Source organism: Paraburkholderia haematera (assembly GCF_905220975.1).
GTDB lineage: Bacteria > Pseudomonadota > Gammaproteobacteria > Burkholderiales > Burkholderiaceae > Paraburkholderia > Paraburkholderia haematera.
Genome location: NZ_CAJNBK010000002.1, coordinates 45,846 through 57,595 on the forward strand (window position 1 = coordinate 45,846; position 11,750 = coordinate 57,595).

At 62.0% G+C, this 11,750-nt stretch carries 12 protein-coding genes and 2 tRNA genes; 4 read left to right on the plus strand and 10 right to left on the minus strand.

The features are described 5' to 3' along the window. Positions 1-103: 103 nt before the first annotated feature. The 3 genes from sixA to KHO23_RS04685 form a co-directional block, all read right to left on the minus strand. Positions 104-562, minus strand: coding sequence for a phosphohistidine phosphatase SixA (gene sixA / locus KHO23_RS04675; protein ID WP_211609878.1), 459 nt, complete (start codon positions 560-562; stop codon positions 104-106). A gap of 351 nt (positions 563-913) precedes the next feature. Further along, positions 914-990: transfer RNA gene (locus KHO23_RS04680), tRNA-Pro, on the minus strand. A 148-nt stretch (positions 991-1,138) separates the two neighbouring features. After that, entirely contained in the window at positions 1,139-1,312 is a 174-nt protein-coding gene (locus KHO23_RS04685) for a hypothetical protein (protein WP_183081991.1), read from the minus strand. 154 nt (positions 1,313-1,466) lie between these two features. Between KHO23_RS04685 and KHO23_RS04690 the strand changes: the two genes are divergently transcribed. Next, on the plus strand, positions 1,467-1,628 hold the full coding sequence (locus KHO23_RS04690) for a hypothetical protein (protein ID WP_211609879.1): 162 nt from the start codon (positions 1,467-1,469) through the stop codon (positions 1,626-1,628). Between the two features lie 267 nt (positions 1,629-1,895). On the opposite strand, the gene KHO23_RS04695 is transcribed toward KHO23_RS04690, so the two are convergent. Together KHO23_RS04695 and KHO23_RS04700 are read right to left on the minus strand one after the other, a co-directional pair. After that, entirely contained in the window at positions 1,896-3,239 is a 1,344-nt protein-coding gene (locus KHO23_RS04695) for an MATE family efflux transporter (RefSeq protein WP_236066733.1), read from the minus strand. A gap of 59 nt (positions 3,240-3,298) precedes the next feature. After that, the gene (locus KHO23_RS04700; RefSeq protein WP_211609881.1) at positions 3,299-3,607 is read right to left on the minus strand and encodes a DUF2288 domain-containing protein; all 309 of its coding nucleotides are present in this window, start codon (positions 3,605-3,607) and stop codon (positions 3,299-3,301) included. Between the two features lie 107 nt (positions 3,608-3,714). On the opposite strand from KHO23_RS04700, the gene KHO23_RS04705 reads away from it, so the two are divergent. Beyond that, on the plus strand, positions 3,715-4,443 hold the full coding sequence (locus KHO23_RS04705) for a pentapeptide repeat-containing protein (protein WP_211609882.1): 729 nt from the start codon (positions 3,715-3,717) through the stop codon (positions 4,441-4,443). Positions 4,444-5,123: 680 nt separating this feature from the next. On the opposite strand, the gene KHO23_RS04710 is transcribed toward KHO23_RS04705, so the two are convergent. From KHO23_RS04710 to KHO23_RS04720, 3 genes are all read right to left on the minus strand, one after another. After that, positions 5,124-5,450: a hypothetical protein gene (locus KHO23_RS04710; RefSeq protein WP_211609883.1), complete on the minus strand. Its 327-nt coding sequence runs from the start codon at positions 5,448-5,450 to the stop codon at positions 5,124-5,126. Between the two features lie 122 nt (positions 5,451-5,572). Then, complete coding sequence (locus KHO23_RS04715) at positions 5,573-6,292, minus strand: peptidoglycan DD-metalloendopeptidase family protein (RefSeq protein ID WP_211609884.1); 720 nt, start codon at positions 6,290-6,292, stop codon at positions 5,573-5,575. A gap of 183 nt (positions 6,293-6,475) precedes the next feature. Next, complete coding sequence (locus tag KHO23_RS04720) at positions 6,476-7,384, minus strand: aldose epimerase family protein (protein WP_211609885.1); 909 nt, start codon at positions 7,382-7,384, stop codon at positions 6,476-6,478. Positions 7,385-8,060: 676 nt separating this feature from the next. Between KHO23_RS04720 and KHO23_RS04725 the strand changes: the two genes are divergently transcribed. Both KHO23_RS04725 and KHO23_RS04730 read left to right on the plus strand, forming a co-directional pair. Then, positions 8,061-8,891 (plus strand): undecaprenyl-diphosphate phosphatase, encoded by an 831-nt coding sequence (locus KHO23_RS04725; RefSeq protein ID WP_211609886.1) that lies wholly within the window; start codon positions 8,061-8,063, stop codon positions 8,889-8,891. A 310-nt stretch (positions 8,892-9,201) separates the two neighbouring features. Then, a tRNA-Arg gene (locus tag KHO23_RS04730) sits at positions 9,202-9,275 on the plus strand. A gap of 55 nt (positions 9,276-9,330) precedes the next feature. Here the strand turns inward: KHO23_RS04730 and KHO23_RS04735 are convergent. Further along, complete coding sequence (locus tag KHO23_RS04735) at positions 9,331-9,714, minus strand: DUF427 domain-containing protein (protein ID WP_211609887.1); 384 nt, start codon at positions 9,712-9,714, stop codon at positions 9,331-9,333. Between the two features lie 324 nt (positions 9,715-10,038). Further along, a complete protein-coding gene (locus tag KHO23_RS04740; RefSeq protein WP_211609888.1) occupies positions 10,039-11,619 on the minus strand; it encodes an acid phosphatase in 1,581 nt (526 codons plus the stop codon). Between the last annotated feature and the right edge of the window lie 131 nt (positions 11,620-11,750).

Here is an 11,750-nt window from a genome sequence, read left to right on the forward strand (position 1 = left end):
CGGAGTGTGTTGTTTCTGTGCGACCGGCTTAGGTGCGACCGGCTTAGGTGCGACCGGCTTAGGTGCGACCGGCCCAGGTGCGATCGGCTCAGATGCGACCGGCTTAGATCAGATCCGGGCTCATCGCCGCGCGCAGCACGGCCTGGTCGTCGCCGTCGCGTTCACGGCTTTCGATCCACCACAGGCCGGCTTTCTTCAGCGGCCAACTCGCTTCGCTGTTGCCAAGCAGACGCGCCGCGACGTGGCCGAGCGTCGGTTGATGGCCGACGATCACAACGGTCTGCGCGATGCCTTTTGGCCAGCCGGCGGCCTTGAGCACATCGTCCGCGCTGGCGTTAGGCGCGAGTTCGCGCACCACGCGATACTGGTCGCTCAAGGTTTCGGCGGTCTGGATGGTGCGCACGGCAGGGCTCGCGAGGACCACTGCGTCGTCGGGCAAGCGGGTGCGCAGCCATTTGGCGACGTTTTGCGCCTGTTTGCGGCCTCGCGTGGTGAGCGCGCGGGCGAGATCGCTCGCGGCGAACTCTTCAGCTTCGGCGTGACGCCAGAGGATCAGATTCATGCGGGTCTCCTTGACTCTGGTTGCGGCGTAAATCGCGGTGCCGGATTTTCAATCACTGTCGCATGCGCATGCGCACGCGTAAGGGCACAAGGCGGCGGCGCGGGCGGCGCGTATAAGCGCGGACGTATGCCGGGACATCTCGGCATAGGTTGGCGGATAGGCAGATGCCGAGGCGCAGCGTATCGAGCGCTCGTGCAACGTTCGTTAAGCCCGCATGTAATCCGCGTGAACCCCCTCGGGCCATGAGTCATGAGTCTGCGCATCGGTGCGCATGATGCCCGCGAACACCAGACGGCCAAAAAGCAAAAACCCGCGAAGCCGGAGGCGACGCGGGTTTCGTATTGCTTTTCGTGGTCGGAGCGAAAGGATTCGAACCTTCGACCCTCTGATCCCAAATCAGATGCGCTACCAGGCTGCGCTACGCTCCGACGAATCCGAGATTCTACGTGGCATTGGGTGCCAGAGTCAATCACGAATTGCGTCGGAATGAAAAAACGTCTCAAACGTCGGCAGCATGCAGAAAGGGTTGCGCGTCAGTGCGCGCTCGCCGGATGTGCGTCGGCGAGCTTTGTCCCCTCAATGCCGGCGCCGCATCCAGTGCGGCATATGCTGGTGTGCGATCCAGTGATGCAGCATGCCTTCGCCGTCGTGTTCGCGCCTGTAGGTCCTCGACTCAAAAATCGACAGGGCGAGCAGCACGAGCAGTCCTATTGCAAGTCCGATCAGACCTGCGATCGATTCAGCGTCCATGGCAGTCTCCTATGACACGCAACTGTGCCTCTATAGTAGGTCACGCGTCACAAAATGGGAGGGGGAGACTGCTGAGCGCAACATTGTCGATTGCGAATTGCGGGTAGACTCTCGGCGCTTTGTCGCCGTTATTGTCATTCTGTATCGAGAGTCTATGAACCGCGTTGTATTGATTGCGTTGATGCTGGCTGCCGGACTCGCCGGCTGTGCCAACGATTCTTCCGGGCATCATGGCGGGCCGCCGCCGAAAGATCCCGTCGACTATCACGGGGTCCCTACGGACGACCGGCCGCCGGTCATCGCGCCCGCGCCCTGAGCGCCAGCTCTGGAAATGAAAGCGAAGCGCCGGCGCGGGCACGCCGGTGCTTCTGACCCGCGCAGACAAGTCGCGCGGAGAGCGCGGGCTGTCGTTATTCTAGGGCGACGGGCGCACGTAATATGTATGCGCTTGTTTCAAGCCGTAACTGTGTGCGGCGTTGCGCGGACGGGTGCAAAACGCGTGATTCGTCTGCGGCGGCGCACAACCTGCGTGTTCCCAGGACAAAACATCACCGCGCAGATACTCGGAGCGCTGAAGCAGCGGCTAGGCGGCCATGCCCCGTACGACGCCTGGCAAAAAACGCGCGAGCGTCACGCCGCGCGCGGCCATGAAGACCAGCATCGCGGCCCACAAACCGTGATTGCCGTATAGCGCGAGCAAGGCCGACGAAGCCGCGACGAACACCGCAAACGAAATCACCATCGACGTCATGAGCTCACGCGTGCGAGTGGCGCCGATGAACACGCCGTCGAGCAGAAAACCCCACACCGAGATCACCGGCAAGAGCGCGGCCCATGGCAGATACGTCTCGGCCGTGGTGCGCACGGCGGCCTGATTGGTCAGACCTTCGATGATCCATGAGCCCGCGCCCCAGTACACCAGCGAGAAGCCCAGTGCGCCGAGCGCGGACCACAACGCCGTCGCCTTGATGGCCTGTGCGAAGGCGTGCCGGTCGCGCGCGCCGATCGCAGCGCCAACCAGCGCTTCCGCGGCGTGCGCGAAGCCGTCGAGTCCATAGGCCATGAAGGTCTGAAAATTGAGCAGCAGCGCGTTCGCGGCGAGCGTGGTGTCACCTTGCCTCGCGCCGAGATGCGCGAACCAGCCGAACGACGACAGCAGACAGAGCGTGCGTACGAAGATATCGCGATTCAGCACCACCAGACGCTTGATCGCGGCAGCGTCGAAGAGGGCGGTGCGGTTTATTGCAGGCAGACCGCGTGGTCTGCCGTGCCACAACAAGACGGCGCCGAGTACGAAGCCGAGTGCGTCGGCCGTGGCCGTGGCCGCGCCGATGCCGGCCACGCCCCAATCGAATGCGTACACGTACAGGAGCACCGCTGCGATGTTCACGCTGTTGATGAACACTTGCGAGAGCAGTGCGAGCCGCACCTTCTGCGTGCCGAGCAGCCAGCCGAGCACCACATAGTTGCCGAGCGCGAGCGGCGCGGCCCAGATGCGCGCGTGACAGTAGATCTGTGCGTGGCGCTGCACCGCGTCGCTGCCGCCGATCAGGCGCAACGCGTAGCCGATCAGCGGCCCTTGGAGCAGAAGCACCGCAGCACCGATCGCCGCCGCCAGCAACAGCGCGCGCACGACGTTGTTGCGCAACTCGGCATGGTCGCCCGCGCCGTGCGCTTGCGCGACGAGGCCCGTGGTGCCCATGCGCAGGAAGCCGAAGCCCCAGAACACGAAGTTGAAGAACAGGCCGCCGAGCGCCACGCCGCCGAGATAGGACGCGCCGTCCAGATGGCCGGCAACGGCGGTGTCTACCGCGCCGAGAATCGGCTGCGTCAGATTGGCGAGGACGATGGGGAACGCCAGCGTCAGCACCCGGCGGTGCCAGCGCACAGGGACAGCGGGTGGCGTTGCGGCCGCGCTGTCTCCCAATCCCCCAAGGGGATTTCCTTCGGGGCGGGGGACTTCCTCCGGGGCGTGTGCGCTGTCGCTCAATGGCGTTCCTGCACGCACACCCATGGCGAGACGACCACCGCCCACAGATCGGGATCGCGCGCGGCGAAATCGGCGGCAGTTTCAGCCTGCACGCGTTCGACGAGGCCGGAAGACAGCCATTGCGTAACCTGCGTGGTGTCGTCGCTGGCGATGGCCTCGGCGACGCTCACCAGATCGATGTCGCTCGCAACGCGCAGCAGTATGCCGCGCGCGAAAAAGCGTTCGAGTTCGGTCCAGCCGATTTTGGCGGTTTCGGCGAGCAGCTTGGCGTACAGCGGGCTATGAGTGGCGTCGTTGGAAGTCATCGTAAGCGGGTTCTGACGGGGCCGTTACTATAAACCATCAGCGCGGACCGCCAGGGCGGCGCGCGTTCCGGTACGCTTGAGGCTTTCGAAATTCATTCTGAACCTTCATGTCACTGGATACAACGGCGCCGGCTTCGGGCGCGCAAGCTCACGGGGTGAGCGAAGCCACACTCACGCGCGCCGACGTGGAGCGCCTCATCGCCGCGAGCATGGCGGGGAATAAAGAGCCGCTCCATTTCACCGACTGCGATTTCGAAGGCGCCGATCTGTCGCGACTCGATCTGCGCGGCGCCGAATTTCATCGTTGCACGATTGTCGAGACGTCGTTTTTCGGCGCAATGCTGTCGCACACCCGCTGGGTCCGTTGCCGCGGGCGCGAGGCGGATTTCGCATCGGCCGATCTGGTCGACGCGGCGTTCCAGTCGAGCGATCTGAACAACACGAGCTGGCGGCGCGCCAAGCTCGCCTCGGCGTCGTTTCACAGTTGCAAGTTGACCGGCGCCAATTTCGAAGCCTGCACGGCGCTCGGTTTGAGCTTTGTCGAAACCTTGCTGGTGGGCGCGCATTTGCGTGGCTTGTCGTTTCGCAAGGCCACGCTCCAGCAACTCGATTTCTCCGACGCCGATCTGGCCGGTGTCGATTTCCGCGAGGCGATCTTCGAGGGGGGCAGTCTGAAGGATGCCCATCTTAAAGGCGCACGCTTTGACGGCGCGGACTTGCGCGAGACCGATCTGAGCGGCGTGCGGCTCGTCGATGCGGCGCTTTTCAAGGGCGCGACGATTTCGCATCAGCAGGCGGCGGTGCTCGTGACCGAACTGGGTCTGCGAGTCATGTGATTGCAGTTTTCAAGCTGGCCGGTTTTGGCCATTCGGCCAGCTTGAACGAATGGATGCGTGCGCTTATCATCCGATTTATCGATTCATCAACATCAGCCGATTTTAAATTTCGCAATTCGTCAGTTGATCTGAAGATTTTTAATCTATTCGCTATTCGCGAATATGTTGTGAGGGAATGCGACTGCTTATTCGGTTGCTCAATATTCGCGAAACCATCTGTATGGTGCGTTGGCGCACTAAAGGTTCGCAATGCATTAAGCGTCCGGATTATACTGGGCGCGGCTAACGGGGGTTGGTCAAAGGGCTTTCGTCAGGCTTTTCCAGTCTTGTGTGGGCAGGTGCTTGATTAATAAGGTATTGCGGGCAACGCGCGTAATTTTCATGCGACGTTGGCGGGGCGTTTAGCAAGAAAAACGTGAGGGTATTTACCCCGCTTATTTCCGACATTTTCCTTCACATAATGCGGATTCCGTACGCCGTGTCACATTGCTCGCGAAATTAATCGATTGCACTTGTAAAAGGCGGTTGTTAGATTCCGTTCTGGCGCATGGTGAACCGGTCCTTTGCCGATATGCGCCGAACCCCCGTTAGCCCGGCCTCGTGCCGGGCATTTTTTTGCCCGGTCATTGCGGGTTCAGTTCCGCGTCACGGCGTTGCTTTATTGCGTTGCTGACTTGTCTTCATTGCTTGCAGCGAATCACCATCGACCGGTTCTTGACGTTCGCGCCGAAAATCCCGCCGACCGAACCGCCCGAGGTGGCGCCGTTGTCGACGTCCTTCGAAACGACGTCATAGCCATAGTTGCCGCAGACTTCACCGGCGCGCTTGTAGCACTCAGCCCAACTGGAGCTTGCATCACTGCCGCTGCAGTTGATCGCAAAGCCGGTGTCGCCGCTCGGCAGATAAGTCATGGTGGTGGTGCTGGAGCAGCCGCCGAGGCTGCCGAGCGTCAACAGGCCGAGGCCGATCGCTGCGGCCGTTGTTAAGGACGCCAATGCGCTCTTCATTGCAAATTCCTTACAGATAACGGGGAGAGACGTGGCGCGAGGCCACGTCATGCATAGGATTGAGCGTTTTATAGTACGCCCGGTTCCCGCGACAGCAGCAGGGCGTGTGCCTGCAGCTGGGGCTAGCGCGCCGGCAGCGCGCGCGACGGGTCGATCGAGCGGCCTTGATAGCGCAGTTCGAAGTGCAGCATGACCCGATCGGTATCCGTGTCGCCCATCTCGGCGATCTTCTCGCCTTGGGCGACCGATTGACCTTCCTTCACGAGCAGTGCGCGGTTGTGCGCGTAGGCAGTCAGATAATCGGCGTTGTGCTTGATGATCAGCAGGTTGCCATACCCGCGCAAGCCGTTGCCCGCATAGACCACCGTGCCGGGCGCCGCGGCGACCACCGGGGTGCCCGCTGTCGCCGAAATGTCGATGCCCTTCGAGTTGGCACCGTCGAAGCGCCGGATCACCGTGCCGTCAGCCGGCCAGACCAGTGAGATCGTCGAAGCCGGGGCGGACGACGGCGCGCTATCGGCGGGCGCCGTGCGCGGCGCTGCCGATGCGCTCGCGCTGCCTGCACCGCTGCTACGGACTGCACCACCGCTTGTGGACGCCACGTTCCCCGGCGGCGCGACGCGCAGCACCTGCCCGACCTCGATGCTGTCCGGGTTGGTCAAGTTGTTCCAGCGCACGATGCTTTGCACCGGCTGCCGGTTGCTGCGCGCGATCTTCGACAGCGTATCGCCCCGTTCGACGCGGTAAAAACCTGGCCCCACCGGAGCGGACCCGCAGGCGGCGAGTACCGCCAGCAACGACGCGCAGGCGAGCCGTTTCAACTTTCTTGTTGTGTTACGCATTGGACCTCGCAAAGCGCTGCCACGCGCCGATCCCGATCACGCGGCAGGTAGATGCAAAGCGTCCGATTCTAACGGTTTTGCGCTGCAGCATCCGAAAAACGGATGCAGAGGAGGGTGCGCACGGCCGGGAACGTGGCGAAACGCCGCGTTCCCGGCACGTCGCGATAGACGGAAAACCCGCGATCAGCGCAGCTTGCTGATGTTGATACGGAGCGCAGCCGTCTCGGTTTGTCCCGCTTCGAGCCAGCGCAGTCCCATGCCGTTGTGGATCGCATCCGGCAGACCCAGCCATGGCTCGACGCAGTAGAAGTCCGAGGTAGCGGCTTCGGTCCACGTCGTGACCGCGTACCAGGGCACCGAGCCCGGGCGTTGCAGATCGATCGTGATGAGCCGGTTCAGGCCGGGCGCGACAAGGCGCACAGGTTGGTCCGGCGCACCGGCGAGACGATGGAAGCGGTCGTGAATGCGTGCCTCGTCGAGCGTGTAGCTCGGCGCGCCGGGCTCGGCCGTGCTGATCGAGCCGTCGTCCTGCTGATAGCACCGTTCGGTGCGCGGCAGTTCCAGCGAGGTCTCGGCGCGCTGTGTGTGCGGCAGCGTGAAATAGAAGTGATGGCCCGCGTAGTAGGGCAGCCGCGTGTTGCCGGTATTGGTGGTGCTCAGCGTAACGTCCAGCGTATGCGTATCGACGAGCTGGTACGTTGCTTCGAAACGGAAGCCGAACGGATAGCCGCCGCGTGTCACGTCGCTGTCGGTGAGGATCATGCGCAAGCCGGCGCCGTGAACATCGGCGTGGGCTTCGAAGGGCAGGTCGCGTGCAAAACCGTGCATCGGCAATTCGCGCACCGTGCCTTGTGCATCACGCCAGTAGCCGATCTTGCCGTCGACACGATGGCGGCCGAGAAACGGAAACAGCAGCGGGTTGCCGCCGCGAATCCTCGCGGGCTGGCTCCAGTCGGCGTTCTCGGGCCAGTGAATTACCTCTTCGTCGTCGATGGTCCACGACAGAAGACGGCCACCGGCTTGCGGCGCGAAACGGAGCACGGAGGCGTCCTGGGCGATCTCGAGAATGTCCTGTTGCGGGGAGAGGGGCATGGTCGATGGGCTGGTTGATAAAGGTTTGAATGCGGTTTGTGTGCGGTTTGTGTGCGGCTTGATTGCGGCTTGGATGCGAGCAACAGGTGAGCTGAGCGTGCCTCGAACGCGGGTTTAGAACGTTTGAAGGCGCCGCAGGGCGACCTCGCGAGAGCACGATTTTGCGCTGCTTTCCGCTACGGGGAAACCCTTCTGGGGAAATTGCGGGTGTCGAAGAAGCCTCGTTCTTGTCGATAATCCGCTGACTGCCCGGTCAATCAACGACCGGGCGAGACCGGCTCAGGAGGCGTTATGGATCTCGCAATGGCAATGGGTGTGGCGCTGTTCGGTATGTTCGCAGCAAGCACTGTCTACTTCTTTTACAAGCTCGAGCGCTGATCCAGTCTTCGGCTTTCTGTTCTGCTGGGCCGTCTAGACGAGCCCGGCACGCGTCTCGCGCGTTCAACGCGTCAAATTCCTCTTGATGACAGGGCGGCCGCCAGCGGCGTCCCGTTTCTCTTTCTGCGGCGTAACAACGGTTTCCAGTTGTGACGCAGCGCATCAATATTTCCCTGAATGCGGTTCAAACGCTTGGCGCTGACTTTGCAGCCAGGCATAATCGGTGCGCTTTTGACGCGCCGTGTGTCGAGTATTGCGGCGCGCTGTTCCCCGACATTTTCCTTACAAGGACCGCCGCGTGAACCTGACGTTTCTAATTTTCCTGAGCGTGCTGCAAGGCGTCACTGAACTGTTTCCGGTCAGCAGCCTCGGCCACACGCTGCTCGTGCCCGCATTGTTCGGTATGCATATCGACAAGCATGCACCGCAGTTGCTGCCATTCCTCGTCGCATTGCATCTCGGTACGGCGTTCGCGCTGCTGTGGTACTTCCGCAAGCGCTGGTACGAATTGGTGAGTGGCTTCTTCGCTTCGTTCGGCGGCCGTAGCAATGACAACGCGCACATGATGTGGGCGCTTATCATCGGCACGATTCCGGCGGGCCTCGTCGGGCTGATCCTTGAGAAACGTCTCGAGCGGATTTTTCACGACCTGCGCATCGTTGCAATCGCGCTGATCGTGAACGGTGTGCTGCTGTGGTTTGGCGATCGTCTGCAACGTTCGCGCGTGCATCGGGCGCCTGAGAAGCTCACTTTCCGCCAGGCGTTTTTCGTCGGCCTCGCGCAGGTCGGCGCGTTGATTCCGGGCTTCTCGCGCAGCGGTCTCACGATGATCGCCGGCAATGCGGCCGGCCTGACGACCGAGAAGGCCGCCGAATTCTCGTTCCTGCTCGGCACGCCGATCATTTTCGCGGCCGGCGTGCTCGAACTGCCGAAACTGTTCCATGCGCCGGGCCAACTCGCCGACGCATTGCTCGGCGGCGTGCTGACCGCCATCGCCGCGTATCTCAGCGTGCGTTTCCTGATGCGTTATTTCGAAGGCCGCGGACGTCTGGCTTCGTTCGGCGTGTACTGCGTGATCGCGGGGATCGTGTTCCTCGGCTGGTTCATGCTGCATCCGCAGCCGGTCTGATTGCGCCAGATAGGCCTGCGGTTGTGCGCTGAGTGCGAGCGTGCGACTGGCAGGTAAGAAGCGATCGGTTATAATCCGGGCCCGGCTCAATTCGCCGGGCCCGTTTGTTTTGTGACGCGACGCGGTGGCGGGCAATCAGGGTTGCTGCGAGCCGGATCAGATTTTCACAGTCTCCGGCCTGGTCAGTTAGAATTTCAGTATTCCGCGAACCCTGTGACCGTGATGCTGCGCAGGGTCCAATGCCCGATACGGGTTCTCATTGCGGGCGATGCACGTTGTACACGTTCGTGCAGCATCGCCTCACTTCATTACGGCAGTAGCTCAGCTGGATAGAGCATCGGCCTTCTAAGCCGAGGGTGGGGGGTTCGAGTCCCTCCTGCCGTACTTCACATGCTTGCGCCGCGCATCGAAGCCTCACTGCTGCGATGCGCGTTGCCGCTCAGTCTGCCGGCTGAACGTCGATCGAATCGACACGGTTCGGATAGAACGCCAGATGCTGGGCGATCTCTTTGACGGCTGCGTAGGGCGACTCGTAGGTCCAGACCGCATTGACTGCCCGCTCGCCACCGATCGGAATGCTGTAGTACGCGCAATCGCCCTTGTACGGGCAATAGGTCGTCTGATCGGTGCGCTCCAGCAGCGCCATCTCGACGTCGTTGCGCGGAATGTAATACACCGCCGGATACGACGACTCACGCAGAACGAGCGCATTGCGCGTATCCGCGATCACGCGGCCGGCGACCGTGACCACCACACGGGCTTTGTCCGGCTCGACTGTAATCGGATGATCAGGCCCGGGGACCTTGATGGTTTTTTCAGTCATGCTGTCGAACTCCTGGATGAATGGGCAAACCTGCAACACGTTGCTAAGGGTTTCGTGCCGCCATCGGCGGGAATGATCGCGTCCTGCGTCGAAGCATACGCCGCTCATGAAAACGCGTCGTGTCGCCACCCGGGTCTATGGCGGGTCGCGCGCCGTCTTGTTCTCCACGCGGCGAAAACAAAAAAGGGCAGCCGAAGCTGCCCCGTCAAAGTCCCATTATCCGGCGGACTGTTGCTTGCTGACCTTGTCTTTCCGTGAATCGCGGACCGCATGAGGCCGGCAGTCCAACCGCCGATCTCAAGTGGTCCGTTTATCGCCGGCCGGTTATTGCCTGATGTTCAACGCGGCCGTCAGATCGCCCATCGGCTTGCCGCCGTTGCTGACCAGGGCCGCATCACGCGTGGCGATGCCAGGCAGCGTCGGCAGCGAAAAGCGATGCGTGATAAAGCGCAGAATCGACGTCGTATCGTATTGCGTGTGATCGACGAAACCCTTCTTCGCATACGGCGAGACGATCAGCGCCGGAATGCGCGTGCCCGGACCCCAACGGTCAGCCTTCGGCGGCGCCACGTGGTCCCAGAAGCCGCCGTTTTCGTCATACGTCACGACCACCAGCATGTTGTTCCACTGTGGGCTCTTCTGCAGGTGCGAGATCACGTCGGCAATGTGCTGGTCGCCCGACGCGACGTCGGTGTAACCCGCATGCTCGTTCAGGTTGCCCTGCGGCTTGTAGAACGATACTTGCGGCAGCGTGCCGCTGTCGATCGCCTTGATGAACTCGGAACCTGCCATGCCGCCGTCGAGCAAATGCTGCGCACGGTTCGCGGAGCCTGGGGCGAGATCGGCGAAATAGTTGAACGGCTGGTGATGCGGCTGGAAATTCGGCGCCGTCAGATTTGCACCGTAGATCACGTTCGACGTGCCGCTTTGTGCCGCCGACACCGCCGCGCCCCACGCGCCGCCGTACCACGCCCACGATACCTTCGCGTTGTTCAGCAGATCGCCGATATGCTGTTGCGTCTGGGCCGGCAGGGTGGTGGCCGCGGTCGGGTCGGCCAGGTTGGCGTCGCCGCCCGAAGCCGCCTTGTTACCGCTCGGCTGATACGGCGGCTGCATCGTATTGATCGCGTAGAAGTCGGGCGTCAGGTTTCCCGAGAGCACATATTTCGGCGGGCCGCTCAGCGCCGAAGCCGGCGAGTTGGTCGCGAGCTTCAGCGTGACGCCGTCGCTTTCGACCGCCGAGACCGAACCCGCTGCCGGGCTCTTGTCCGCATTCGGATAGGTCGGCGTGCACGCGCAAACCAGCCACTGGTGATTCAGGAACGAGCCGCCGAACGCGCCCATGAAGAAGTTGTCGGCCAGCGTGTATTGCTGGGCGATTTTCCACAACGGCAGCTTGTCCGCGTTGAGCGTGTAATGGCCCATGACGAGGCCCCCGGAATCCGCCCACGCGGCGAACTTGTCGTTCTTGCCGCCATTGATCTGCATCTGGTTTTCATAGAAGCGGTGATACAGATCGCGCGTCGTGGCCGTGATCGGCGTGTTGAAGCCCTTCGGGTCGTCAATGGCGAACGGGCTGTTCGGCAGGTTGGCCGTCATCGCTTGCGTCACCGCCGGCGTCACGCCGGTTTGCGTCAGACCGTTCCATACTTGCGGCAGCGTGGCGAGCGGCGTGCCGTTACGGTCGACCTGCGTGGCGCTTGCCGCGCTCACGTTCTGCACACCGTTGGCGCCCGGGAAGTTGCCGTAAAGATTGTCGAAGCTGCGATTCTCCGCGTAGATCACCACGACCGTCTTGATCGACGTGATGTCCGGTTGCGCGGTGACATTGTCGCCGCCGCACGCATACAGACTTAGCGCTGCTGCGATCGCGATAGGCGTCGCGCAGATCAGTTTTTTGTTCATTTTGTAAGTGTTCTCTCTCTCGCGTTGGGGATGGGCTGCGTGCGTTCCTTACACGGCTGGCCGCGAGCGAAAGTCTGAACAAGGTTTTTGACAGAAAGATGTAATTAATTACAAATTGCTTGGGTTTTGAT

Bases quoted from the DNA above. Each gene is read 5' to 3' on its own strand.
- sixA (WP_211609878.1), bottom strand. From the start codon at position 562: ATGAATCTGATCCTCTGGCGTCACGCCGAAGCTGAAGAGTTCGCCGCG.
- KHO23_RS04685 (WP_183081991.1), bottom strand. From the start codon at position 1,312: ATGGACGCTGAATCGATCGCAGGTCTGATCGGACTTGCAATAGGACTG.
- KHO23_RS04690 (WP_211609879.1), top strand. From the start codon at position 1,467: ATGAACCGCGTTGTATTGATTGCGTTGATGCTGGCTGCCGGACTCGCC.
- KHO23_RS04700 (WP_211609881.1), bottom strand. From the start codon at position 3,607: ATGACTTCCAACGACGCCACTCATAGCCCGCTGTACGCCAAGCTGCTC.
- KHO23_RS04705 (WP_211609882.1), top strand. From the start codon at position 3,715: ATGTCACTGGATACAACGGCGCCGGCTTCGGGCGCGCAAGCTCACGGG.
- KHO23_RS04710 (WP_211609883.1), bottom strand. From the start codon at position 5,450: ATGAAGAGCGCATTGGCGTCCTTAACAACGGCCGCAGCGATCGGCCTC.
- KHO23_RS04715 (WP_211609884.1), bottom strand. From the start codon at position 6,292: ATGCGTAACACAACAAGAAAGTTGAAACGGCTCGCCTGCGCGTCGTTG.
- KHO23_RS04720 (WP_211609885.1), bottom strand. From the start codon at position 7,384: ATGCCCCTCTCCCCGCAACAGGACATTCTCGAGATCGCCCAGGACGCC.
- KHO23_RS04735 (WP_211609887.1), bottom strand. From the start codon at position 9,714: ATGACTGAAAAAACCATCAAGGTCCCCGGGCCTGATCATCCGATTACA.
- KHO23_RS04740 (WP_211609888.1), bottom strand. From the start codon at position 11,619: ATGAACAAAAAACTGATCTGCGCGACGCCTATCGCGATCGCAGCAGCG.